This window comes from Streptomyces sp. NPDC059679, from assembly GCF_042734105.1.
In the GTDB taxonomy this organism is placed as follows: Bacteria; Actinomycetota; Actinomycetes; order Streptomycetales; family Streptomycetaceae; genus Streptomyces.
In genome coordinates, this window is sequence record NZ_JBHWES010000057.1 from 40,488 (window position 1) to 65,095 (window position 24,608).

Below are 24,608 nucleotides of genomic sequence, written 5' to 3' on the forward strand. Positions count from 1 at the left end.
AGGGTCACTTGGAGGAAGATCCCAACTCCCGTTGGTTGAACTCTGTTCAAGCAGACGACTCAATAAATCTTGACGATTGTCAGGGACCTGCCGAACTCTTGGCGTGCACCAGCGCAACTCCTCGTACCCGTTCCAACTCCCTTCCCTACGGCCCTGATGAGGGGCCGTCAGAGACATCGGAGGAACCGATGCGTCGTCTTGCCACGAGCCTCGCCGCCACCGCGGTCGCCGCGGCCGCCACCATGGCCCTTTCCGGGCCCGCCCACGCCGCCCCCGCGGACAAGCCGCAGGTGCTCTCCAGCTGGACCCAGACGAGCGCCAGCAGCTACAACGCCTGGCTCGCGGCGCGCAACAACCAGGGCGCCTGGTCCGCCTACCAGTTCGACTGGTCGACCGACTACTGCAGCAAGTCCCCCGACAACCCCCTCGGCTTCCCGTTCAAGACCGCCTGCGCCCGGCATGACTTCGGCTACCGCAACTACAAGGCCATGGGCACCTTCAGCGCGAACAAGGCCCGTATCGACAGCGCCTTCTACGAGGACCTGAAGCGGGTGTGCAACGGCTACAGCGGGGCGTCGAAGACCGCCTGCAACAGCACCGCCTGGACGTACTACCAGGCGGTCAAGGCGCTGGGCTGAACAGCCGCTCCAGGACGAGGGCGATACCGTCCGCCTCGTTGGACGCGGTGACCTCGTCGGCGACGGCCTTGAGTTCGTCGTGGGCGCCCGCCATGGCCACGCCGTGGGCCGCCCAGCGGAGCATCGCTATGTCGTTGGGCATATCGCCGAAGGCGATGGTGTCCTCGGCGGTGAGGCCGAGGCGGCGGGCGGCCAGCGAAAGGCCCGTCGCCTTGGTCAGCCCCAGCGGCAACAGCTCCACCAGGCCCTCGCCCGCCACGGTCACTCCCACCAGGCCGCCCGCTGCCGTGCGGGCGGCCTCGGCCAGCTCGTCGTCGCCCAGCCGCGCGTGCTGGATGTAGATCTTGCTGACGGGGGCGGACCACAGGTCGGCCCGGTCCTCCAGCGACCGGGCCGCCCGCTCCGCCGGATGCACCCCGTAGCCGGGCCCGAAGAGCACCTTGCCGTCGAGCCCGTCGCGGGCCACGGCCAGGAAGAGCGGGCCGATCTCCGACTCGATCTTCTCCAGCGCGAGCGCGCCGAGCTGCCGGTCCAGCGTCACGGAGGTCAGCAGCCGGTGCTCGCCCGCGTGGTAGACCTGCGCGCCCTGCCCGCACACCGCGAGCCCCTGGTAGTCGAGGTCGTCGAGGATGCCCCGGGCCACCGGCACCGTCCGCCCGGTGACCACGATATGCGCCGCGCCCGCCGCTGTGGCCGCGGCGAGCGCCGCCCTGGTGCGCTGGGAGACCGTGTGGTCGCCGCGCAGCAGGGTGCCGTCGAGGTCGGTGGCGATGAGCCGGTAGGGCAGGGGCACCGAGGGGCTGTCGCTCATCGGGCGACCGGCTCCAGGACCTCACGCCCGCCCAGGTACGGGCGCAGCACCTCGGGCACCCGCACCGAGCCGTCGGCCTGCTGGTGGTTCTCCAGGAGGGCGACGATGGTCCGCGTGACCGCGCACAGCGTGCCGTTCAGCGTCGCCAGCGGGCGGACTCGCTTGTCCTCGCGCATCCGGATCGACAGCCGGCGCGACTGGAACTCGGTCGTGTTGGACGTCGAGGTCAGCTCGCGGTACTTGCCCTGGGTCGGGATCCACGCCTCGCAGTCGAACTTCCGCGTCGCCGAGGCGCCCAGATCGCCCGAGGCCAGGTCGATCACCCGGAACGGCAGCTCGAGCGAGGTCAGCCACTGCTTCTCCCACTCCAGCAGCCGCTGGTGCTCGGCCTCCGCCTCCTCCGGCGTCGTGTAGACGAACATCTCGACCTTGTCGAACTGGTGCACCCGGAAGATGCCGCGGGTGTCCTTGCCGTACGAGCCCGCCTCGCGGCGGAAGCAGGAGGAGAACCCGGCGTAGCGGCGCGGCAGCTGGGACACGTCCAGGATCTCGTCCATGTGGTACGCGGCCAGCGGCACCTCGGAGGTGCCGACCAGGAAGAGGTCGTCCTTGTCGAGGTGGTAGACGTCGTCCGCGGCCTGGCCGAGGAAGCCGGTGCCCTCCATGGCCTTGGGCTTGACCAGGGCGGGGGTGAGGACGGGGATGAAGCCCGCCGCCGTGGCCTGCGCGATCGCGGCGTTGACCAGCGCGAACTCGAGCAGCGCGCCGACGCCCGTCAGATAGTAGAAGCGCGAGCCGGACACCTTGGCGCCGCGCTCGGTGTCGATGGCGCCGAGCAGCTCGCCGAGCTCCAGGTGGTCCTTGGGGGCGAAGCCCTCGGCCGTGAAGTCGCGCGGGGTGCCGACCGTCTCCAGGACGGCGAAGTCGTCCTCGCCGCCGACGGGCACGTCCGGGTGGACCAGATTGCCGAGCTGGAGCAGCAGCCGCTGGGTCTCCTCCGCGGCCTGGTCCTGCTCGGCGTCGGCGGCCTTCACCGCGGCGGACAGCTCGCCCGCCTTCTTCAGCAGCTCCGTCTTCTCGTCGCCGGAGGCCTTGGGGATGAGCTTGCCGAGCGACTTCTGCTCGGCGCGCAGCTCGTCGAAGCGGACGCTGGACGACCTGCGCCGCTCGTCGGCGGAGAGCAGGGCGTCGACGATGGCGACGTCCTCTCCACGGGCGCGCTGAGAGGCGCGCACACGGTCGGGGTCCTCACGGAGCAGACGAAGGTCAATCACCCCACCAGGTTACCGGTGTGCACATCCGGCGCTCGACCCGATATTCCCTTTCATCACGCTTCACCCCGTTTAGAACGGTATGGATTCGTGGAAATTCGCCCGTCTGTGCATCCGCATGCCGGCGATGACGGCGCGCGCATTCCCTGAAAAGGGGCAAAGGGGTGGGTGTGGGCGTTCGGCTTCCCTTATGCGAAGGGGGAGTTGGCCTTGCGTTGTCCACAGGCGGGGGTGGTTCCGGCCGGAGTTATCCACAGGCTGTGTGTGAGTTCTGTGGATGTCGGGCTGATCATCTGGTACGCGAAGTGCTCGGCGATGGATTCCCCACTCAAACCTCGTTCACACACTCTTTCGGGTGGGATTTGCTCACACCGGAGCGTCGGTCAAGAGATAAGTGATGACGTGAGTGATAGATGTGATGGTAGGTGGGTTGAGGCGAGCTGGGTGATACGTCGATTACGTCGGGTTGATGTGTCGACTTGTCCCCAGCCTGCGCCTCAAGCCTGTGGATAACTCACCCAGGCCCTGGTCTGGCCGTCAGGCCCGGCCGTCCTGGCAGCGGGCCAGCCACTCCTCCGCCACCGCGAAGTCCTCGTCCGAGGTGCCGTTCCGCAGCGGGGACATCTCCGTCGGCTCGAACCCCGCCCGCGGGTAGGAGCCCAGGAACCGCACGTTCGGGCAGATCCGCTTGAGCCCCATCAGGGCGGAGGCGACCCGCCGGTCCGTGATGTGCCCCTCGAGATCCACCGAGAAGAAGTAACGGCCGATGCCCTGACCCGTCGGGCGCGACTCGATGCGCACCAGGTTGACCCCGCGCGCCGCGAACTCCTGCAGCAGCTCCAGCAGCGCACCCGGGTGGTCGTCGCCGAGCCAGATCGCCACGGACGTCTTGTCCGCGCCGGTGCGGACCGCGGGCTGCGCCGGGCGGCCGACCAGTACGAAGCGGGTCGTCGCGTTCTCCGCGTCGTGGATGGCGCTCACCAGGGGCTCGAGCCCGTACGTGGCCGCCGCGAACTCGCCGGCGAACGCCGCGTCGTAGCGCCCCTCCTGCACCAGCCGCGCCCCGTCCCCGTTCGAGGCGGCCGACTCCCATACGGCGTCCGGCAGATTCGCCACCAGCCACTTCCTGACCTGCGGCTGGGACACCGGATGGCCCGTCACCGTCTTCACATCGGCGAGCTGGGTGCCCGGCCGCACCAGCAGCGCGAAGGCGATCGGCAGCAGCACCTCGCGGTAGATCATCAGCGGTTCGCCGGTGGCCAGCTCGTCGAGCGTGATGGTCACACCGCCCTCCACCGAGTTCTCGATGGGGACCAGCGCGGCCGCCGCCGCCCCCGACCGCACGGCGTCCAGCGTCGTCGGCACCGAGACCATGGGCATCAGCTCGCGCGTGGCGGCCTCGGGCAGCGACCGCAGCGCGGCCTCCGTGAAGGTGCCTTCGGGACCGAGGTAGGTATAAACACTGGCCGACATCACGCTGACTCCCTGGAACGGACGAGAACCGTCACGATACCCAGCGCCCGGCCCCTGACGTTGCGGTTCACCCTTCCAAGAGTGCCTGACCGACGTACTCTCCGGGGGCGCAGCCGCCCGGCACCGCGAAGAGCGCGCTCGCCTCGTGGCGCAGGAACCGCGACAGCCCGTCCCCCCGGTCCAGCTTCCGCTGCACCGGGACGAAGCCCTTCATCGGATCCGCCTGCCAGGCGACGAACAGCAGCCCGGCGTCCGGCGCGCCGTCCTCGCGGAAGCCGTCGTGATACGAGAAGGGGCGGCGCAGCATCGCCGCGCCCTGGTTCGAGGCCGGCGCGGCGACCCGTACGTGTGCGTCGCCCGCGATGGCCAGCGAGCCGTCCGCGTTCACCTTGGCCAGCTCGACCGGTGTGGTCTCCGTACCGCCGGACAGCGGGGCGCCGTCCGACTTGCGGCGGCCTATCACCCGCTCCTGCCGCTCCGGGGAGAGATGGTCCCAGGAGTCCAGGAGCATCCGGATCCGCCGCACCACCGCGTACGAGCCGCCCGCCATCCAGTCCGGCTTCCCCTTCGCCGGGACGAAGATCCGCTGGTCGAAGTCGTCGTCCGTGGGCTTGGGGTTGTTGGTGCCGTCGACCTGCCCCATCAGGTTGCGCGCCGTCATGGGGCGGGAGGTCGCGCCGGGCGTCCGGTTGAAGCCGTTCATCTGCCAGCGCACCCGGGCCACCTCCCGGGCCTCGCGCTGCAGCGCGCGCAGCGCGTGGAAGGCGACCAGCCCGTCGTCGGCGCCGATCTGCAGCCACAGGTCACCGTTGCTGCGCTTCGGGTCGAGTACGTCCGCCGAGAAGTCGGGCAGCGGGGCCAGCGCCTCGGGCAGCCGGTCCTTCAGCCCCACCTTGCCGAAGAAGGCGCGGCCGAAGCCGAAGGTGACGGTCAGCGACGCCGGGCCCGCGTCCAGCGCGATACCGGTGTCATCGGCCGGGGCCTTGCCCGCGGTCAGCTCCTCGGCCGACTTCGACCAGCGGCGCAGCAGCGCGGCGACCGCCTTGCGGTCCGCGCCGGGCACCAGGTCGAGGGCGACGAGGTGGCCGTGCGCCTGGAGGGGGGTGGTGATGCCCGCCTGGCGCTCACCGTGGAAGGGCACGGTGGTCGAGCCGACGGAGCTGAGCGGGTCGGGGTCGCTGCGTACCGACTCGGCGGCGTACGCCCCGGCCGCGCCGCCCGCGACGAGCCCGGCCGCGCCGACGGCGCCGGCCGTGCCCAGCAGGCGGCGCCGGGAGATCGAGGAAGGGGGTTCCGGCTGGGCGTGCGCGGTGCGCTGGGTGCTGTCCGGGGTGCGTCGGGTGTCCGGGGTGTCCGGGGTGCGCTGGGTGTTCGGGGCGCCTTGGGTGTTCGGGGTCTTGCTCATTGGCCGATCTTCAGGGTCCTGGTCTCCGTCACCTGGTCGATGTCGGAGGTCCGTACGGTCAGGGCGAGCCGCCAGGTGCCGCCCATGGGCAGCTGGAAGCTCTTCGCGCTCCAGTGGCCGGTGGCGACGTGCTCCAGCGGCACGGACAGCGGGCCGATGTTCTTCTTCGGGAGTGTCAGGGTCACCTTCGCCTCGGCCGCGTCCACGGGGCGGTCGGCCAGGTCGAAGGTGAAGACATGGATCAGGTTGTCGCCGGGGAGGGCCGGGTCCAGCATGAAGATCGCCTTGCCGCGGCCGCTCTTGGGCCCGGTGTTGTACGGGATCTCGACGCTGATCGGGTCGACGGTGGGGCTGGTGTCCGCGGCCGTGCCGCCGTCCTTCGCGCTCGCCACGGCGCTCGCGGCCCGGCCGGGCTGGGTCGTGCTCAGCTGGGTGGCGACGGCGAGCAGCACGACGGCCACGACCGTCTCGGCCAGCACGGAGCGGTAGAGCGAGCCGCGCGCGAGGTCGCCGTAGCGCGCGCGGAGGGTGGTGGCCTTGGCGACCGCGGCCTTCTGTCGGGCGAGCTGAGCGGTGCGCACGGGGTCGGCGGCCGTCCCTTCCGCCGTCTCGTCCCCGTCTTCCTCTTCTTCGGTGGCCTTTTCGGTGGCCTTTACGTCGGCGTTCTTGCTGGCCTTCTGGTCGGCCTTGTCATCCTTGTCGTCAGCTCCGGCCGCGGGCGCGTCCACGAGGCGGCCCGTCCAGCGGCGCGAGACGGAGGCGATGGCGATGAGCACCGCCACGAGGCCGACCTTGACCAGCAGCCAGCGCCCGTACTCGGTGTCGGTCAGCGCGTCCCAGGAGCCGACCTGCCGCCAGGACTGGTAGACGCCGGTGAGGACGAGGACGACGACCGAGCCGAAGGCGAGCCGCGAGAAGCGGTGTACGGCCGACCGCCCGATCGGCTCCCCCGTGCGCAGCGTGACCACGAGCGCCGCGAGGCCGCCCAGCCACACCCCCACGGCGATCAGGTGGACCACGTCGACCGGCATCGCGACCTTGGCCTGGATGCCGACCGAGGCGTGCTCGGCCATCGCCCAGGTCGCGGCGATGCCCACCGAGAGGACGGTGCCGCCGAAGGCGAGCCCGAAGGCCAGGTCCTGGCGCCGCCCCGGGTCCTCGTCCGCGGCGCGGCGCGCGTACGAGCCGAAGAGAACCGCCAGGAAGAGCGCCGCCGCGCCGAGCAGCAGCAGCCGCGACAGCAGCGCCGCGCCCGGCTTGGTGGACAGCACATCGCCCAGGCCGCCGAGGTCGAAGACCCCGCCGATGCCCCCGCCGTTGGTGTACGGGCCGCGCAGCAGCAACAGCAGCAGGGTCGCGGAGAAGAGCGCCACCCAGCCGCCGACGGCGAGCTTCTGGACCGCGCGCGAGGAGCGGCACAGCCCGGCGAAGACACAGCCGCCGACGAGCGCCGCGAAGCCACCGTAGGCGACGTACCGCACGATGTCGTACAGCGTCTCGACCGTGCCGTCGGCGCCCGCGTCCGAGGGGACCTTCGCCTTCGTCTTGGACGGCGCCCCGATGGAGAAGGTGAACGCCCCGGCGACCGGGTGGCTGTCCTCCGAGACCACCTTCCAGGCCACCGTGTACGTGCCGTTGGGCAGCCCGGGGCGCAGTGCGACGGCGGCCGTCGACGACTTGCCGCCCACATGGGCGGGGTTACCGGTGTCCACCCGGTTGCTCTTCGGGTCGAGGATGCGCACCGAGTCGCGGGACAGCAGCACCCCCTCCGAGAAGGTGAGCCGCACCTGTTCGGGCGCGGTCTTGACCACCGCGCCGTCGGCGGGGTCGGTCGCCGTGAGCGCGGCGTGCGCGGCCGCGGGGGACGCGCCGAAGCTCAGCGCGCACAGCAGCGCGGCGAGCAGGGCACCGCAGACCGACAGCAGTCGCCTGGCGGTCGGCCTGGTCAGGGAGGGGGTGCGCGAGGTCATCGGGCGTCAGTCCTTGGGGCGGTACGTCGTCGGCTCGACCGGGACCTTGATCTCGACGGGGTCGGAGGTGGCGAAGTGCAGGGTGAAACTGACCTTGTCACCGACCTTTGGCTTGTGGGTCAGATTTGTCAGCATCAGATGATCTCCGCCGGTGGCCAGCCTGAGCTCGCCGTCCGCCGGGACCTTCAGCGATCGCACCTGCTTCATCCGGGTGCCGGTGGTGGTGTGCATGGTGACCTCGGCGGCCAGCGGAGTGGTGACGGAGGTCAACTCGTCTTCGGCGCCGCCCTTGTTGGTCACCGTCACATAGCCCGCGGCCATGTCCTGCGTCGGGGGCTGGGGTACGTACGCACCACTGACGGACAGCTTCGGGCTGTCGCCGCCGCCCTCGCCGCCACAGGCGGCGAGGACGGCGGACAGGCCGAGGACCAGCGCGGCGGCGGCCGTCCGCCGCCGCACGCCGGTCGTCGGCCCCGCCCCGGTCCGCGTCACGGGTTCCGCCCCTCGACGATCTTGGGCAGGTCCTTCACGTACTGGTCGGCCGTGGTCTCCGTGGTGTAGAGCCAGTGGTTCTTGTCGTCCTTGGGGGAGAAGGCCAGCACCTCGGCGCCGTGGTTGACGGTGATGCTGCCGTCCTTCTCCTTCTTCGGCTTCTCGACGAGGATGCCCAGCGGCCGGGCGGCGGCCTGGATGGTGTCGAAGTCGCCGGTCAGGGCGACGAAGTCCTGCCCGCCCTGCCCGTTCAGCCAGGAGCGCATCCTCTTGGGGGTGTCCCGCTCGGGGTCGGTGGTGACGAAGACGACCTGGAGCTTGTCGCGCTCGGCCTTGGAGAGCTTCTTCTCCGCGATGCCGATGTTGCTCATGACCACGGGACAGACGTCAGGGCAGTAGGTGTAGCCGAAGTAGATCAGGGTGGGCTTGCCCTTGGTCTCCTTCAGCAGGTCGTACTTCTTGCCGTCGGTGTCGGTCAGGACCAGATCGGGCTTGGCCTTGGGCTTGTCGAGGACGATCGCCTGACCGGGCTTGCTGCCGCCGGAGACCTCGGCGGCCTTCTCTGTCTTGTCGCTGTCGCCGTCGGAACTGCCGCAGGCGGTGAGGGTGAGCGCGGCGGCGGTGACGAGGGCCGCGCCCAGGGACTTGGTGCGCATGGAGTCGTTCTCCGAAGAAGACTGATGGATCGGTGGTACGGGGGTGGCGGGCATGGCGCCCGCCACCCCTCAGGGGCCTTGAGGGGGCTCAGGCGTTGCGGCGGCGGCCGGCGAGGACGCCGAAGCCGACGCCGGCGATGCCGATGACGATGCCCACGATGCCCAGCACACGGGCGGTGGTGTCGCTGCTGTCACTGCTGGAGTCGGAGGCGGTCTCCTCCGTCTTCTCGGCCTTCGCCTTCTCGGCGGCGCTGTCCGTGTCGCCCGAGGCGCTGGAGCCGCCGTGGCCGTCGGAGCCCTCGGCCGGCTTGACGAGCTTGAGCACCGGCGCCGGGTTCTCGGGCTCCGGCGCGCCCTCCTTGGGCGCCTCGATCCAGCGCACGACCTCCTTGTCGTCGTACGTCTGGAGGGCCTTGAAGACGAGCTGGTCGGCGTCCTCGGGCAGCTCGCCGACCGACAGCGGGAACTGCTGGAAGGTGCCCGGCTCGATCTTGCCGCCGGTCCAGGTGACCTTGGTGACCGCCTCGCTGATCTTCTCGCCGTGCACCTCGACCGGCTTGGCGAGCTTGGTCTTGGTGAGCTTCACGTCCCAGCCGGGCACCGGCTGCGCCATCACCGAGGCCAGCGGGTGGTCGGCGGGCAGGGTCACCTCGAGCTTGACGGTCGAGGCGTCGTCCTTCTCGTTCGGCACCTTGAAGGCGATGGTGCTGTAGCTGCCCTGCTCGGCCTGGCCCGGCTGCACGCTGACGTGCGCGAAGGCGGGGGTGGCCGCGAGCACCACCAGGGCTCCCGCTGCGATGCCGCCCATGATCGGAAGGCGGCGTAGACGGGGAAGACGCATGGCGTTCATGACAAAACACTCCATGGACAGGAATGAATCAGGGTGGGTGAGTGGCGCGCGTGCGGCGAGCGCGCGAACGCCCCGGGCCCGCCGGAGTGCGCCGCGTCGGTCAAGCCGCGAGGGTGAAGCGCGGCGGGCCCCGCCTGATCACACTGTGCTGGAGTACGAACGTCTTGGCCCCGGCGCCCGCACCGTCATCGTCTCGTCCGGGCGTGCGCGGACGGCGTACGGAAGCAGGGTCCGGCTTGTGCTGACCGGCGCGCAGCGCGCGTACCAGCCGCAGCGCGGCGCGCAGCGCCCGTACGAGCGCGGCCTCCGCGACCCCGCGCGCCCCGTCCGCCGACAGCCGCACCGCCCGCCACACGGCCATCTCGCCGCGCCGCAGCAGCCAGCCGACGGCGAGGGCGGCGAGCAGATGCCCCAGCACCATCGGCGGCGACGGCAGCAGGGCGCCCGGGTGCGCGATGACCGGCCCGGACGGCGCCTGGTGCGCCGCGGCGGGGTCGAGCCCGGCGTGGCTGACGATGCGGTGCGCCGCGGCGGCGTCCAGCCGGACGGGGCCCGCGCCGCACAGCAGCCTTCCGGCCATGGCGGTCACCCCGCCCCCGGAGCCGCCCGTGCCCGGGGTCATGGAAGTCTGCTGGGTGGTGCTCTGCCCGAGCGCGAAGAGCGCGTGCAGCGCGAGCTGGCCGACGCCCAGGAGCGCCGCGATGCCCGGCAGCGACCGCTCGCGCCCGGCCAGCGGGGCCACCGCGGCGAACAGCACCGCGCAGCCCACGCCGACCGTCCACAGCGGCACCGTCGTACAGGAGGCGAGCATGTGCCCGCCCGCGGACAGCACGACGCAGACCGCGGTGAAAACCGCGGCCCGCAGTATCCGCAGATCGGCTCCGGCGCGACCGTGGGGGGCAGACATGGCCGCGCCATCATCCCACTGGGCCCGGATTTCCCCTACGCCGGGTGGGGCGTACCGACGCACACCTGGACAGCCCCATACACCGGTATGCGGAATTCGCGCTTCCGCCGAATGAGCGGAGTCACGTCAATCGCACGCTTACGGACCATGGACCCAGGCAATACGTAACGGTATGTCGAGCCGTGGCCGGGAGGCTGGAGCATGAGCATCTGGTGGTCACTCCATCTGCCGCGTGAGGCGGCGAGCGTCCCGCTCGCCCGGCGCCTGCTCCTCGGCACCATGGAGACAGCAGGGGTCGATCCCGAAATCTCTTACGACTTGTCGGTCGCCCTCTCCGAGGCCTGCGCGAATGCGGTCGAGCACGGCGGTGGCGCGGACGGCGCGGGCGGGGACTACAGAGTCACGGCCTATATCGACGGCGACACCTGCCGCATCGAGGTCACCGACTCCGGTCCCGGATTTCCCCGCCGCCCCTCCCGTCCCGACCGGGGCGACTGGGCCAAGACCCCCCAGGCCCAGCCCACCGCGAGACAGCCGGCCCCCGCCCAGGCAGAGCATGGGCGAGGGCTTTTTTTGATCGAGGCGCTGACCGACCGGGTCCGCTACCGCGACCGCCCGGGGCACGGCGGTGTGGTGGTCAGCTTCGACAAGGTCCTCAAGTGGCGCGAGGACTCCCTGACGGGCGTTTGACCGTCGCGTCTCCCCGCGCGCTTGCGGGGGCCGTTGTGGTGCTTGTCGTGGTTGCGGTCGGGGTTGCGGTGGAGTCGCCGAGGTCGGGTGGGAGCCCGCGGCACAGCGCGTCCAGCGCGCCCGTGAAGGAGTGGTCGGGCGGGGTGGCGTACCCCACGACCAGGCCCTCGCGGGGCGGACCCGCGGCGTCCGGGTGGCGGTAGTCGGCCAGGCCCTCGATGGCGAGGCCCTGCCAGGCGGCGGCCTGGACGACGGACCGCTCGGTGCCCGGCGGCAGTTCGAGCACCGCGTGCAGCCCCGCCGCCACACCGCTGACGCGGATGTGCGGGGCGCGTTCGGCGAGGATCGCGACCAGCTGGTCCCGGCGGCGGCGGTAGCGCTGGCGCATCCGGCGGATGTGCCGGTCGTACCCGCCCGATTCGATGAAGTCGGCGAGAGTCAGCTGGTCGAGCGCGCTCGCCCACGCCTCCCGCTCCCCCTTGGCGGCCAGGACCTCGTCCACGAGATGGTCGGGCAGCACCATCCAGCCCAGCCGCAGGGCCGGGGACAGGCTCTTGCTGACCGATCCGACGTACAGCACATGGTCCGGGTCCAGGCCCTGGACGGCGCCCACGGGCTTGCGGTCGTAGCGGAACTCGCCGTCGTAGTCGTCCTCCAGGACCAGCCCGCCGCGGGCCCGGGCCCAGTCGACGGCGGCCGCCCGGCGCCGCGGGTGCAGCGGCCCGCCGGTGGGGAACTGATGGGCGGGGGTGAGCAGCACGGTCCGTACGCCCTGGTGCAAGGCCAGCTCCTCGGTGCGGGCGCCGTCCGCGTCCAGGGACAGCGGCACGGTGCGGATCCCGGCGGCGGTGAGCAGCGAGCGGTGGAAGCCGAGGCCGTACGCCTCCACGGCCGCCGTGCCGCGCAGCGCCGGCGTTCCGGCCAGCAGCCGCAGCGCGTGGGCGTACCCGGAGCAGATCACGATCCGGCCGGCGTCGGTGCGCACCCCGCGGACGCGGGCCAGATACTCGGCCAGCGCGAGGCGCAGCTCCGGGCGCCCCTGCGGGTCGCCGGGGCCGAAGGCCTCGTTGGGCGCGGCGGTCAGGGCGCGGCGGCCGGAGGCCAGCCATGCGGTGCGGGGGAAGGAGGCGGCGTCGGGCTGGCCCTGCAGCAGATTGTGGACGGGCTCGGGAGGGCGCGCGGGTGCTCTCCGGGCCCGCCGTACGGGCCCGCCTCCGGCCGGCGCGGCGGCGGACGGCGCGCCGGTGCCGACGGCCGGTCGGCCCCGCCCCTGCCCCCGTCCCCGTCCCTGGGCACGCCTGGGCGGGGGCGGGGCGGCGCGGGGCGCGACCCGGGTGCCGGAGCCCTGGCGGGCGGTCAGCCAGCCCTCGGCGACCAGCTCGGCGTAGGCGTCGGCCACGGTGTTCCGGGCCAGGCCGAGGTCGACGGCGAGCGAGCGGTAGGGCGGCAGCCGGGTGCCGGGGGCGAGCCGGCCACTGCGGATGGCCTCGCGCAGCGCCCCCATCAGGGCCGCCCGGCGGCTGCCCGTACCGGACAGCTCCAGGTGGAGGTCACTGCCGAGGCCGTCTGCCGAATTGACCCAGGATTCCGCCATGGAACCGGACGATACCGCTGGTCACCAGCCCCGCGAGCCCTGACCGACCGCTGCCCGAGTCCTGTCCGAGCCCTGACCGAACCCCGCGGGTCTTACGAGCCCTGCGAGCCCTGAAGGAGCGCGGCCATCCATGCTTCCACGTCATCCGAGGTGCGCGGCAGGGCGGCCGAGAGGTTTCGGCTGCCGTCCTCCGTGACCAGAATGTCGTCCTCGATACGGACGCCGATGCCCCGGTACTCCTCGGGCACGGTCAGATCGTCGGCCTGGAAGTACAGGCCGGGCTCGACCGTGAGGCACATACCGGGCTCCAGGGTGCCCTCCGCATACGCCTCCCGGCGGGCCGTGGCGCAGTCGTGGACGTCCATGCCGAGCATGTGGCCGGTGCCGTGGAGCGTCCAGCGGCGCTGCAGGCCCAGCTCCAGGACGCGCTCGACCGGGCCCTCGATCAGGCCCCACTCGACCAGCTTCGCGGCCAGGACCCGCTGGGCGGCGTCATGGAAGTCGAGGTACTTCCCGCCCGGCTTGACCGCGGCGATGCCCGCCTCCTGCGCCTCGTACACCGCGTCGTAGATCTTGCGCTGCAGCGGGGTGAAGCGGCCGTTGATGGGGATCGTGCGGGTCACGTCGGCGGTGTAGAGCGTGGGGGTCTCCACGCCCGCGTCCAGGAGCAGCAGCTCCCCGGAGCGGACCGGGCCGTCGTTGCGCACCCAGTGGAGCGTGGTGGCGTGCGGGCCGGCGGCGCAGATGGAGGCGTAGCCGACGTGGTTGCCCTCGACGCGGGCGCGCAGGAAGAACGTGCCCTCGATATAGCGCTCGGAGGTGGCCTCGGCCTTGTCGAGGACCTTGACCACGTCCTCGAAGCCGCGCACGGTCGAGTCGACGGCCGCCTGCAGCTCGCCGATCTCGAACTCGTCCTTGACCAGGCGCTGCTCGCTGAGGAACGTCCGCAGCTCGGCGTCGCGCTCGCCGGTGACCTTGTCCGTCAGCGCCGCTTCGAGACCGGCGTCATGGCCGCGCACGATGCGCACCGGGCCGGTCGCGGCCCGCAGCGCGTCGGCGAGCTCGCGCACGTCCTTGGCCGGCAGGCCCAGCAGCTGCTCGGCCTCGGCGAGGCTGTGCCGGCGGCCGACCCACAGCTCGCCCTGGCCGTCCAGCCAGAACTCGCCGTTCTCCCGGTTGGAACGGGGCAGCAGGTACACGGTCGCGGTGTGGCCCTCGGCGCCGTCCGGCTCCAGGACCAGGACGCCGTCGTGGGTCTGGTCGCCGGTCAGATACGCGTACTCCGTGGCGGCGCGGAACCCGTACTCGGTGTCGTTGGAGCGGGTGCGCAGATTGCCGGCGGGGATGACCAGGCGCTCCCCGGGGAATCGAGCGGAGAGCTCGGCGCGGCGGCGGGCGGTGTGCGGCGCCTGCTCGATGGGCTCCAGGCCGCGCAGCTCGGTGTCGTCCCAGCCTGACCTCATGTTTTCGGTGAGCTCGTCGGAAATGCCTGTGTAAAGGCTGTTCTTCCGCTGCTTGATGGGCTGCTCCCCGGCCTCTGGGGTCTCCAGGGCCTCGGAAGTGGGCTCCTCGGTCACGTCATCCTCCTCGAGCTGGACCGGGTCCATGGTAGGTGGGGGGTGTGACAGCCGGGATGTGCATGATCCACCGGTGATCGCGGGCTATGGCCGGTTTCAGGTGGTTGGTGGCGGATCGGCTGGTGGATGGCGGGTCGGCGCGGTCAGTCGAAGCGGGCGACGAGCAGGACGACGTCCTCCGTGCCGTCGTCCGCGCCCGCGCCCTGGCCCGTCCCGCCGCTGGGGAGGACCGTGCGCAGCAGATGGTCCGCGAAACCGTCCGGGTCGCTCCGTACGGCCCTGGGGGCGCTCGCGGCGGCCGTGTGCAGCCGTGCGAAGGCCCGGTCCATGGGCTCTCCGGTGCGGTGGAGCAGCCCGTCGCTGTAGAAGAGGAGCGTTTCTCCGCGGCCCGGTTCGAGCTCCACGCTGGGCGCTTCCCAGCAGGAGAGCATGCCGAGCGGCGCGGACAGGGCGGTCTCCACGAACTCGGTGCGCCGCTCGCCGGTGATCAGCGGCGGGCAGTGTCCGGCCCCGGCCAGCACCACCCTGCGCGGTAGAGGCTCGTAGTAGGCGAAGAGCGCGGTCGCGGAGCGGGCGGGTTCGGTCAGCCGCAGCAGCAGTTCGAGGTCGGAGAGCACGGCCACCGGATCCTCGCCCTCCATCACGGCGTACGCGCGCAGGGACGCCCGCAGCCGCCCCATCGCGGCGACCGCGCTGGGTCCGGATCCGGTCACCCCGCCGACGGACAGGCCGAGCGCGCCGTCGGGCAGCGGCAGCGCGTCGTACCAGTCGCCGCCCCCGCGGGGAGCGGCGCGGTGGCGTACGGCGAGGCGGACTCCGGGGATCCGGGGCAGCCGCGTGGGCAGCAGCTCCTCCTGGACGGTCGCGACGGTGGCGCGGGCGCGGGCCAGCTCGACCAGCCGGGCGAGGTGCGCGGCGGCGTAGCGGCAGTACAGGCCCACGAGGTGGCGCTGGCGCTCCGCGGGCTCGGCCGGTTCGTCGTACAGCCACGCGGCCGCGCCGAGCCGCCCGAGGGGTCCGGTGGCGCCCGTGTGACTGTTCGAGGCGGTGCTGGGGTCGGCGAGCGGGTCCAGGGCCACGGCGTAGCTCGCGGAGTAGCCCAGGCGGGCGGCGACTTCGCGGTGGCGCGGGTCGAGTTCGGCCTCGCCCGGGATGTCGGGGTGGGCGACGCCGGGCCGCGGCTCGCCGTCCGGCTCGGGCAGCCCGTCCAGGAGGTGGCCGGCGGACGCGGTGCTGCGCGGGATCGTCTCGATATGGCCGAGGTCGGCGCGCCCGAGGCCGAGGCCGACGGTGGTGACCGGGCCGAGCCCGTCGGCCGGTTCCAGCGCGACCAGCCCGCGCCGGGCGCCGACGAGCGAGGCTCCGGCGCGCAGGAGTTCGTCCAGCGCGTCGTCCAGCGTGCCCGTAAGGGCGAGCCGCTCGGTGAGTTCGTGGAGGGTGGTGAGGTCCGAGAGCCACCCGGCCAGGTGGTCCTGGACCGCGGGATCGGGGGCGGGGTTGGGGGCGTGGGGCGGCGTGACGGGGTCGGAAGTGTGCGTGGGGGCGGGGAGGGAAGGATCGATTCCGGCCACTTTCGGCGGGTGAGGTGAGCTCATGGCCCACTGCCTTCGCACGCGGCCTCCGGCTTGCTCAATAGCATCGCAAACCCCCTGTCGTGCTGCGCCGCTACGGTGCCGCTACTGTCTCCAGATGTACACGCACCCGAGAGGCGATGTCCAGCATTGTCCCGGTGGTCTTGTTGGTGTCTGTGCTGAATTGAACTTGGCCGAAAAGAGGTCGTTACGTTGCCTATTTAGGGTCGACTGGCGTCATTCGACAGCGCGTCGTCTCCGCCGCGGCGGGTACACATTCGGAGAAGGGCAGGGGCAGTTGGGACCGCCCCGGAACCCCGTGGCCGGTCCAGGCGTCATAGACGGCAACGGCCGGCGCCCATCCCCGAGTGGCGAGGGAAGCACCACCGAAGACGGCAAGCGCCATGCGCGCGCCACCCTTCGCCACGTTCCACGCTCGGCCTGAGGCGTGATGCGCTGCCTTGTACGCGCAGTGACTTGTGATCCACGTGGTGTGACGGGCCGAACATCTCCGGACAGCGCCACGTAGTGCCATGTAGTGCGACGGAACAGCCCTCGGCGTTAACGGAAAGGAACGAGCGCTCATGCGCGAGATCCTCGGAAGGCGACGCAAGTTCTCGCTGCGGCGCGGTGCGCGATCGCCGCTGCTCCGTGCGGCGCTCACCTGCGCCACCGAGTGGCAGTGGCCCGTACTCCCCGGCGTGGGCCTGGCGCCCGGCAGCGGCCGGCCGCGCGAGTGCGGATGCCCCCAGCCGGACTGCGCGGTGCCCGGCGGCCACCCCTTCGACCCCGTACTCCTCGCGGCGACCACCGACCCGCGCATGGTGCGCTGGTGGTGGGCGAACCGCCCGACCGCGCCCGTGCTCCTGGCCACCGGAGGGCGCGGCCCATGCGCGGTGAGCCTGCCGGCGGTCGCCGGTATGCGGGCCCTGGACGCCATCGAGCGGTCCGGCGTACGGCTCGGCCCCGTGATCGCCACGCCCACCCGGTGGGCGCTTCTGGTGGCCCCGTACTCCCTCGAAGAGCTCGGCGATCTGCTGTACCGCCAGGACTGGGTGCCCAGCTCGCTGCGGTTCCATGGCGAGGGCGGCTATCTGGTGCTGCCCCCCTCGCAGATCGGCGCGGGCGGGGTGCGCTGGGAGCGGGCCCCGCTGCGCCGCGGGGGGCGGCCGTGGCTGCCCGAGGTCACCACGGTGGTGGACGCGCTGGTCGAGGCGAGCACCAGCGCACCCGACGGCGGCAGCCGGCTCGCCTACTGACGGCGCCTGCCGTGCCCCTGAGGCCCTCTGAGGCCCCCTGAGGTCTCCTGACACCGTCTGTACTCACGCCTCTGACGCCTCCCGGCGCGCCTGTCGACCCCGCCCCGCCGTACGTGCGTGCGCGGGGTCTTGGCGCGGCCCGGTGGCGCACGCGGCCCGGTGATGCGTCCAGGCCGTCCGGGGATGGTGCCCCGCCGCGTCGCCCGGGGATGGCGCCCACCACCGTGGTGACCTCGGGCAGCCACGGCCGCCCCCCGCGGCGCAGCGGGGGGGGGGGGGCCCCCCCCCGGCCGGGGGGGGGGGGCCCCCCCCCCCCCGCGGCGGGGGATGGACCCGCCCGGGGATGGCCCGCGGAACGCCGGAGAGGCGGCGAGCGGCGCCGCGGGTGCCGTCCCCGGGGCTCGGTGGCCGCGAGGCCGCCCGCGGCGCGGAGACGGCCGTGTGTGCCCTCGCGGTTGTGGTTGCGGTTGCGACGGGAGCGGTCCGCGGTCGCGAGGAGAACCGTCCGAGGTCGCGGCGGGAGAGGTCTGCCGAGGCCGCGCGGTACGGGAGTCAACTCACGGCACCGCGGGGGGCGTTGGCCGCCCCGTGCGCCTGCGCGGGGCGCGGGCCGTGGAGCGGACATGGAAGCGCCCGGTCGCTGGCGACGGGGGATGCACCAGCGACCGGGCTTTTAAAACCGTAACAAGAGATCGGCGGTTCGCAAATTCGATCGCGGATTTCCGGACGCGTAATTGCAGGGTGTAGCGGAGAGTTGTGAGCAGTGTCACGCGTACGGTCGCCCCGCGCCCGAGCCCGGTACGACCGTCAGCTGAGCGTCACCTGACGGTTGGTGAGACCGCCGCGCGCCCGCCGCTGTTCGGCGGTCAGCGGGGTGTCGGAGGCCAGCGCCTCGGCGAGCCGCTCCGCGAACGCCTCGGCGGGCTTCTCCGTCTCCTCCGCGCCCATCGCGCCGGGCAGGTCCCACACCGGCACGGTGAGGCCGTGCGCCCGGAAGGAGCCGACCAGCCGGGTGCCCTCGCCGAGCGAGGAGGCGCCCGCGGCGTGCAGCCGCGCGAGGGCGTCGAGCAGCCGCTCCTCCGGGTGGGACATCACCCAGCGCAGGTGGTTCTTCTCCGGCGTACGGCACCAGTACGCGGCCTCGACACTGGTGAGCCGGGCCGTCGGGATGGCGGCTGCGTTCGCCCGTTCGAGGGATGCGGCGACCTCACCGGTGGCGCTCGCGGCGTCCTCGAGCCAGAACTCGAACCCGTCGTGCAGGGTCGGCGAAAAAACGCCCTTCGGATCGAGCAGATCCTGCAGCCGCGGGCCCTCTCCGGCGACCCGTTCGGCGGCGACCGGCGTCCCCGGCTCGGCGGTCAGGGCGCGCTGCAGGGTGTCGGCCAGGTCGCGGCTGATGTCACCGGAGGCGGTGTCGTTCTGCAGGCCGAGCAGCACGGCGCCGTTGTCGCGGCGCAGCGCCGGCCAGGCCATGGGCAGCACGGTGGCGAGGGTCACGGACGGGACGTCCTCGGGCAGGCCCTCGACGAGGTTCAGCTCGACGGTCGCGGCGGGTACGAGCTCGCGCAGCGCGACCCAGTCGCATTCGCCGGGCAGCCCTTCGAAGGGGCGCTGCACCAGCTCGGTGACGGCGTGCGCGGCCTCCCGGCCGTGGCAGGCCTTGTAGCGGCGGCCCGAGCCGCACGGGCAGGGCTCGCGCGCCCCCACCACGGGGATCTCCGCGCTCGTGACCCGCGGTCCGGCCTTCGTCGTCTGGGGGCGGCGCTTCTTGCCCATGGCGTGGCTGTCTCCCGATCGTGCGGCTCGTGGCGTCCTCGTACGGCCGCGTGCGTCTCGTACGGCCGCGGTCGCTCCGTACGGCCCGTACGACTGGTACGGGCGGGAGCCTAGCCCTTTGGCCGAACCCAGTCGGCGAACCCCGTCGGCGAGGCCGACCGTATGCCTGGGCGAGTGCCCTGGGTGGGTGCCCTGGGTGGGTGCCCTAGGCGAGCTCGTCCAGATCGGCGAAATCGAGATCGGGGTCGAGATCGGGGCCGAGGCCGGGATCGAGATCGGGATCAAGGCCGGGATCGAGATCAGGGCCGAGATCGGGGCCGAGCCTCGGGAGGAGGGTGACGGGTGTGCTGAATCCGTCACGGAAGCCGTCATGGGCGGGAAGCGACGCCCATACGGTCACTTCCCCGGTGTCGTCGCGCACCCCCCAGGCCTCGGCCAGCGACGTGATGATGTTGAGCCCGCGGCCGCCACGCGCAGTGATCGAGGGATTGGCCGGAACCGGCCTTGTCGGTCCGCCGCCATCGGTCACTTCGACGGTCAGCCGGCCGTACTCGTCGACGTGCCAGGCCGCCCGGACGGTCCCGTCGCCAGCGTCGGAGCCCAATGGCCGGCCATGTCGCCATGCGTTGCTGAGTAGTTCCGAAAGGATCAGTACCGCATCGTCTATGACCGAATCCGATACCCCAGTCCTGCTCAAATCGTCACGCATCCGGTGCCGTGCCGCACCTACGCCCGCAGGACCATGGGGTACGGCCATGGTCGAAGACGTCGGCACCTGCCGTGCCACCACCAACGCCACCCCCGAGACCTCCTTAGCCCCACGCCACGGGATGGATGCCCCGCAGGGCTGGAGCAGAAACAGGCCATGTGGCATCTGGTGACGCACTCGTCACGATCAAATACGTACCGAACGCGCCGGTGCACGCCTTGTAATGCCCATTATGAGCGTCCGAGTTGGGACAGTACCTGTTTGGGGCGGTTCGTAATCACCGCGTCGACGCCCAGATGAGCGCACAGTTCGACATCGGCCGGATCGTCGACGGTCCATACGTGCACTCGGTGCCCCGCGCGGTGCAGGCGCGCCACGTAGTCGGGGTGATTGCGTACGATCCGGATGCTCGGCCCCGCGATGCGCACCCCGCGCGGCAGCGCGCCGTCCCGGTGGCGTGGCAGCAGGAACTGCATCAGATAGACCGTGGGGACCGCGGGGGCCGCCGCGTGCACCCGGTGCAGCGAGCGCGCCGAGAAGCTCATGACGCGTACGCGCGAGGGCTCGCCGGGCGGCGGGGAGTCGAGGCCGTAGCGGCGGAGCAGGTCGAGCAGCCGCTGCTCGACCTGGCCGGCCCAGCGGGTCGGGTGCTTGGTCTCGATGGCCAGCTCGATGCGGCGTCCCGCGTCGGCGACGAGCTCCAGGAGCCGTTCGAGGGTGAGGACCGCGGTGTTGTCGCGGCTGTCGCGGTCCGGCTCCTCCTTGTCGCTCGCCTGCCCCTTCCAGGAGCCGAAGTCGAGGGCGGCGAGATCGGCCAGCTCGAGCGTGGAGACGGCGCCCCGGCCGTTGGAGGTGCGGTCGACGCGGCGGTCGTGGACGCAGACCAGGTGCCCGTCCGCGGTCATCCGGATGTCGCATTCGAGCGCGTCGGCGCCGTCCTCGATGGCCCGGCGGTACGCGGCCAGGGTGTGCTCGGGGACGTCCTCGGAGGCGCCGCGGTGGGCCACGACGGAGGGGGTGTGCGGACCGGGGCGGATGTCCCGGTCCGGGCGCTCATAGGTCACCGCGTTATGGTGCCACCGCCCGGTGCGGGGCGTCGCAGGAGGTCCCGTCCACCGCCGCGCGGATTGGCGGCGGTCCGCTTTGTCCGGGATAAAGGTTGGTAGCCCACGGGGCCACCGCTCCTTACAGCGGTCTGACGCGCGGTGGGAAAAGCTTACGTCGGACATTCGTAAGCGTGGGTCGCCGAAGCAAACTGTCGTGCACATGAGGAGAGAGCTGTGAGCACCGAGAACGAGGGCGCTGCCGTTCCGCCTGAGGCCGGGTCGCGTCCGGCACCTCCGACGCCGCACCCCGACCCCGCCGTGCCCCCGGCGCCAGACTTCAAGCCGGCGGTCGGCGCGGCCCCGGACGTCGCGGCCGGGCCAATAGGCCCGCCGGGCGAGTCGGCGGCGGGGTCCCGCCTGCCCGAGCCCGCGCCCCCGGCCCCCACGCCACCCGTGGCCCCGCCCGCCTCGCCCCCGGCCGTCGCGGCCGACGGCGCCCCCGTCACCTCCGGCGCCGGACACCCCCTCCCCGACCCGGCCGCGGGCTCCGGCGGTACGGCGGCGTGGTGGGCCGAAGGCGGCGGCCAGCCCCCCCAGGACGGCCCGCAGGCCCTCCACGGCTCCCCCGGCGGCCCGGCCGACCCCTGGGGGACCGTTCCCGCCCCGCCCTCCCAGCCCCCGGCGCGCAAGCGCTCCGGCGGGCTCGTCGCCGCCCTCCTGGCCGCCGTCCTCGTCGCCGGAGGCATCGGCGGCGGCATCGGCTACTGGGCCGCAGACCAGAGCGACGGCAGCGACTCGACCACGATCTCGGCCCTCGGTAACCCGGAGTCGGAGAGCCGTACCCCCGGCTCCGTCTCCGACATCGCGGGCAAGACCCTGCCGAGCGTGGTCACCATCGAGGCCCAGGGCAGCAACGGCGAAGGCGGCACCGGCACCGGCTTCGTCTACGACACACAGGGCCACATCCTCACCAACAACCACGTCGTCGCCTCCGCCGCCGACAACGGCAAGCTCACCGCCACGTTCTCCAACGGCAAGCGATACACCGCCGAGGTCGTCGGCCGCGCCCAGGGCTACGACGTCGCCGTCGTCAAGCTGAAGAACGCCTCGGGCGCCAAACTCACCCCGCTCCCGCTCGGCAACTCCGACAAGGTCCAGGTCGGCGACGCCACCGTCGCCATCGGCGCCCCCTTCGGCCTCTCCGGCACCGTCACCACCGGCATCGTCAGCGCCAAGAACCGCCCGGTCGCCTCCAGCGACGGCGGCGGCGGCAACGCCTCGTACATGAGCGCCCTGCAGACCGACGCCTCCATCAACCCCGGCAACTCCGGCGGCCCCCTGCTGAACGGCGACGGCGGCGTCATCGGCATCAACTCCGCCATCCAGTCCGCGGGCAACGGCGGCGGCCTCGGCGGCGAGACCCAGCAGTCCGGCAGCATCGGCCTCGGCTTCGCCATCCCCATCAACCAGGCCAAGCACGTCGCCCAGCAGCTGATCAAGACCGGCGAGCCCGTCTACCCGGTGATCGAGGCCACGGTCAACATGAAGGACACCGGCGACGGCGCCACCATCGCGGGCAACGGCGCCGGCGGCAGCCAGGCGGTCGTCCCCGGCGGCCCGGCCGACAAGGCCGGCCTGAAGGCCGGCGACGTCATCGTCAAGCTCAACGACACGGTGATCGACAGCGGCCCGACCCTGATCAGCGAGATCTGGACCCACAAGCCGGGTGACAAGGTCACCATCACCTACAAGCGCGACGGCAAACAGTCCACGACCGAGGTCACCCTGGGACAGCGCAAGGGTGACAGCTGACGCGCTAGGCTGATCCCCGCGCCGCCCCAGGCGGGCCCGGCGCGAGGAGGCTTGCCCGAGCGGCCTAAGGGAACGGTCTTGAAAACCGTCGTGGCAGCGATGTCACCGAGGGTTCAAATCCCTCAGCCTCCGCCGCTATATGGCCCCTGACCTGCAACCGAGGTCGGGGGCCTTCGCCTTGTCCACTGCCCGCTGTTGGCCGCTGTTGGCCGTGGTTTCCCGCTCGACCGGGCACGCGGGGGGCACGTGCCCGAGTCGGTGGAGCGGCTTTGGCCGGTGTCCTGCCGGGATCGGGATGCCGTACGAGCCGGACAGCCTGCGCCGGAGCTGGGACGGGGCCTGAGTCGAACCGGCGACCTTTCGCTTTTCAGGCGGGGTGGGGTGCTTCCTGGTGGCCGTTTCGCCTGGCTCGGCGGTCCGCTGACGTCCCGCTGGTGGCGTGGGCGTACGGGGCCGTTGGTGTCACGGCTGGCGTCAGGCGGCCTCTTCGTCCCGAACTACCGGCGTTGGCGATTCACCCTTCACCTCGCGGTCCCATCCGGAAGCGTTTGCAAGGGAGACGGGAAGGGACCACAGTCGGGAGGGAAGGGAGGAGTGCACCATGATCGTCCTTGCGATCTTTCTTCTCATCATCGGGACGATCTTGATCCTTATCGGGATGATCTTGACTGTCCTCGGGGCGCTCCTGATCCTTATGGGGGCAGCCTTGGTCGCCATCGGGATTTATTTGCTCATCCGGAAAGCACTGAGGCACTGACAGCGTCACTATCGGTAGATTGTCGTATGCGAGCCATAGGGCCGGATCGAGCCGAGACGAGAGGCTGGCGGCGCCCCGATGGGCAGGTCGAGGGCCTGTCTTCTTGCACCATGGAGCGGACGTGGTTCCTGGCGTCCAGGTGGAGCGCGCCACTGTACGAACGACCTGGACGCCAGGGGCCGCGTCCGCTCGGCTCTGCCTGGGACGACGGCGACGGGATGGGAGCTCCCACGCGCCTGCGAGTCGGTGAGGCGTTCGCCCTCCGGCGCGTGGATATCGATGTGTCCGGCGGCTTCGTCATGGTTGACGAGAACCTGGCCGAAGCGAACGGCACCCTGGTCTTCGACACCCCGAAGTCGCATCAGAAGCGGCTCCTTCGCGTTGGCCCTTCGCAAGGCGCAGCGGCTCGGCCGGCACCTGGAGCCTCTGCCCGTTGGGGGTGACGCGGTCCTGTTCACCACGCCGGGCGGCAAGCCGCTTCGCTGCAACCAGTGGCGCAAGGCGTACTTCGACCCCGCCGTGTCGGCGGCCGGGCTGACCGACGTGACTCCGCATGACCTCCGGGCCTCGCACGGAACTTGGGTCGCCGACCGGTACGGCGTGATGACCGCTGCCCACCGGCTCGGCCACTCGAACGCGAGCGTCACCACCCGGCACTACGCCCGGCCGGTCGCCGGTCGCGACGACCAGGTCGCCGAAGCGGCCGACTCCTGGCTCGGCGGGCACGAGCACGAGCCTGGGGCACGTAGCGGGCACGATGACGATGACGACGGCCCCGCCGGGATGCTCGCGCCCGTTTAATCTGCGGCGGAGCGTCCCGCCCGGCAAACCGCCGAGAGATCTTGAAAACCGTCGTGGCAGCGATGTCACCGAGGGTTCAAATCCCTCAGCCTCCGCCCAGGTGAGAGAACGGACAGGTCAGAAGGGGCGCCCCGACCCAAGGGGCGCCCCTTCTGCGTTGGCGTTGTCTCACTCCGGCCGCCCGAATCCGACCTTTGACCAGCGCGTGTGGACCAGCTGTAGACCAGATCGGGCGCGATCGCTGCACTTATACGCCCGACGGGCCCGACGGGCCCGACGTACGCGACGGCTCGCTACGGCGAGGACCCTTTCCTCCACGCGACGGCGGTCCGCGACAAGACGACGGGCGCGGTCACCGTCTTCGCCGTCCCTCCGCACCGCCCTGGAGCCTCTCTCCAGGGACGCCATCCGCATGGCTTGAGAAGGGGGGCGGAACGGCCGAGGGGGGGCGGGCCCCCCCGCGGCCCCCCCGCCCACCAAAAGGGGGGTTGTTATTGTGGTTTTTTTTAAAATAAAAAAAGGAAAAGATAATTTTAGAGGGGT

Annotated in this window: 20 protein-coding genes, 1 tRNA gene and 1 pseudogene; 6 read left to right on the forward strand and 16 right to left on the reverse strand. The window is 71.9% G+C overall.

What is annotated here, in order from left to right; translation table 11 throughout:
• The first annotated feature begins 188 nt into the window (after positions 1-188).
• Positions 189-638 carry a phospholipase gene (locus ACFV2X_RS40960; protein ID WP_385626394.1) on the forward strand — a complete coding sequence of 150 codons (450 nt, stop codon included), beginning with the start codon at positions 189-191 and terminating at the stop codon, positions 636-638.
• Here ACFV2X_RS40960 and ACFV2X_RS40965 read toward each other — a convergent pair.
• The 9 genes from ACFV2X_RS40965 to ACFV2X_RS41005 form a co-directional block, all read right to left on the reverse strand.
• Positions 622-1,449, reverse strand: a complete 828-nt coding sequence (locus ACFV2X_RS40965) for an HAD family hydrolase (RefSeq protein ID WP_385626395.1) — start codon at positions 1,447-1,449, stop codon at positions 622-624. The two genes, ACFV2X_RS40960 and ACFV2X_RS40965, sit on opposite strands and share 17 nt — an antisense overlap.
• Positions 1,446-2,723 carry a serine--tRNA ligase gene (serS, locus tag ACFV2X_RS40970; protein WP_385626396.1) on the reverse strand — a complete coding sequence of 426 codons (1,278 nt, stop codon included), beginning with the start codon at positions 2,721-2,723 and terminating at the stop codon, positions 1,446-1,448. Before serS ends, ACFV2X_RS40965 begins: the two co-directional genes overlap by 4 nt.
• A gap of 534 nt (positions 2,724-3,257) precedes the next feature.
• Positions 3,258-4,193, reverse strand: coding sequence for a prephenate dehydratase (gene pheA, locus ACFV2X_RS40975; RefSeq protein WP_385626397.1), 936 nt, complete (start codon positions 4,191-4,193; stop codon positions 3,258-3,260).
• A 67-nt stretch (positions 4,194-4,260) separates the two neighbouring features.
• On the reverse strand, positions 4,261-5,598 hold the full coding sequence (gene efeB / locus ACFV2X_RS40980) for an iron uptake transporter deferrochelatase/peroxidase subunit (protein WP_385626398.1): 1,338 nt from the start codon (positions 5,596-5,598) through the stop codon (positions 4,261-4,263).
• Entirely contained in the window at positions 5,595-7,568 is a 1,974-nt protein-coding gene (locus ACFV2X_RS40985; RefSeq protein ID WP_385626399.1) for a copper resistance CopC/CopD family protein, read from the reverse strand. Before ACFV2X_RS40985 ends, efeB begins: the two co-directional genes overlap by 4 nt.
• A gap of 6 nt (positions 7,569-7,574) precedes the next feature.
• On the reverse strand, positions 7,575-8,060 hold the full coding sequence (locus ACFV2X_RS40990; protein WP_385626400.1) for a copper chaperone PCu(A)C: 486 nt from the start codon (positions 8,058-8,060) through the stop codon (positions 7,575-7,577).
• Positions 8,057-8,716, reverse strand: coding sequence for an SCO family protein (locus ACFV2X_RS40995; protein ID WP_385626401.1), 660 nt, complete (start codon positions 8,714-8,716; stop codon positions 8,057-8,059). Before ACFV2X_RS40995 ends, ACFV2X_RS40990 begins: the two co-directional genes overlap by 4 nt.
• Positions 8,717-8,804: 88 nt before the next feature.
• Entirely contained in the window at positions 8,805-9,566 is a 762-nt protein-coding gene (locus ACFV2X_RS41000) for a YcnI family protein (RefSeq protein ID WP_385626402.1), read from the reverse strand.
• 100 nt (positions 9,567-9,666) lie between these two features.
• Positions 9,667-10,473, reverse strand: coding sequence for a hypothetical protein (locus tag ACFV2X_RS41005; RefSeq protein WP_385626403.1), 807 nt, complete (start codon positions 10,471-10,473; stop codon positions 9,667-9,669).
• A gap of 201 nt (positions 10,474-10,674) precedes the next feature.
• Between ACFV2X_RS41005 and ACFV2X_RS41010 the strand changes: the two genes are divergently transcribed.
• Positions 10,675-11,163, forward strand: a complete 489-nt coding sequence (locus tag ACFV2X_RS41010) for an ATP-binding protein (RefSeq protein ID WP_385626404.1) — start codon at positions 10,675-10,677, stop codon at positions 11,161-11,163.
• Here the strand turns inward: ACFV2X_RS41010 and ACFV2X_RS41015 are convergent.
• The 3 genes from ACFV2X_RS41015 to ACFV2X_RS41025 form a co-directional block, all read right to left on the reverse strand.
• Positions 11,129-12,757: a PLP-dependent aminotransferase family protein gene (locus ACFV2X_RS41015; protein WP_385626405.1), complete on the reverse strand. Its 1,629-nt coding sequence runs from the start codon at positions 12,755-12,757 to the stop codon at positions 11,129-11,131. The two genes, ACFV2X_RS41010 and ACFV2X_RS41015, sit on opposite strands and share 35 nt — an antisense overlap.
• A gap of 92 nt (positions 12,758-12,849) precedes the next feature.
• Positions 12,850-14,364: an aminopeptidase P family protein gene (locus ACFV2X_RS41020; RefSeq protein ID WP_385626406.1), complete on the reverse strand. Its 1,515-nt coding sequence runs from the start codon at positions 14,362-14,364 to the stop codon at positions 12,850-12,852.
• Positions 14,365-14,477: 113 nt separating this feature from the next.
• Positions 14,478-15,929: a PP2C family protein-serine/threonine phosphatase gene (locus ACFV2X_RS41025; protein WP_385626407.1), complete on the reverse strand. Its 1,452-nt coding sequence runs from the start codon at positions 15,927-15,929 to the stop codon at positions 14,478-14,480.
• A 560-nt stretch (positions 15,930-16,489) separates the two neighbouring features.
• Here ACFV2X_RS41025 and ACFV2X_RS41030 point away from each other — a divergent pair.
• Entirely contained in the window at positions 16,490-17,164 is a 675-nt protein-coding gene (locus ACFV2X_RS41030; protein ID WP_385626408.1) for a bifunctional DNA primase/polymerase, read from the forward strand.
• 807 nt (positions 17,165-17,971) lie between these two features.
• On the opposite strand, the gene ACFV2X_RS41035 is transcribed toward ACFV2X_RS41030, so the two are convergent.
• The 3 genes from ACFV2X_RS41035 to ACFV2X_RS41045 form a co-directional block, all read right to left on the reverse strand.
• A complete protein-coding gene (locus tag ACFV2X_RS41035; RefSeq protein ID WP_385626409.1) occupies positions 17,972-18,940 on the reverse strand; it encodes a DUF5926 family protein in 969 nt (322 codons plus the stop codon).
• A 205-nt stretch (positions 18,941-19,145) separates the two neighbouring features.
• Positions 19,146-19,739 carry an ATP-binding protein gene (locus ACFV2X_RS41040; protein WP_385626410.1) on the reverse strand — a complete coding sequence of 198 codons (594 nt, stop codon included), beginning with the start codon at positions 19,737-19,739 and terminating at the stop codon, positions 19,146-19,148.
• A gap of 140 nt (positions 19,740-19,879) precedes the next feature.
• Positions 19,880-20,713: a glycerophosphodiester phosphodiesterase gene (locus ACFV2X_RS41045; RefSeq protein WP_385626411.1), complete on the reverse strand. Its 834-nt coding sequence runs from the start codon at positions 20,711-20,713 to the stop codon at positions 19,880-19,882.
• A gap of 216 nt (positions 20,714-20,929) precedes the next feature.
• Here ACFV2X_RS41045 and ACFV2X_RS41050 point away from each other — a divergent pair, with 216 nt between their 5' ends.
• Positions 20,930-22,507: a trypsin-like peptidase domain-containing protein gene (locus tag ACFV2X_RS41050; protein WP_385626412.1), complete on the forward strand. Its 1,578-nt coding sequence runs from the start codon at positions 20,930-20,932 to the stop codon at positions 22,505-22,507.
• A gap of 45 nt (positions 22,508-22,552) precedes the next feature.
• Positions 22,553-22,639 (forward strand) — tRNA-Ser (locus ACFV2X_RS41055).
• A 342-nt stretch (positions 22,640-22,981) separates the two neighbouring features.
• On the opposite strand, the gene ACFV2X_RS41060 is transcribed toward ACFV2X_RS41055, so the two are convergent.
• On the reverse strand, positions 22,982-23,224 hold the full coding sequence (locus ACFV2X_RS41060; RefSeq protein WP_385626413.1) for a hypothetical protein: 243 nt from the start codon (positions 23,222-23,224) through the stop codon (positions 22,982-22,984).
• A 276-nt stretch (positions 23,225-23,500) separates the two neighbouring features.
• Here ACFV2X_RS41060 and ACFV2X_RS41065 point away from each other — a divergent pair.
• Positions 23,501-24,065 (forward strand): annotated as a pseudogene (locus tag ACFV2X_RS41065) (tyrosine-type recombinase/integrase); the annotation flags it as partial.
• Between the last annotated feature and the right edge of the window lie 543 nt (positions 24,066-24,608).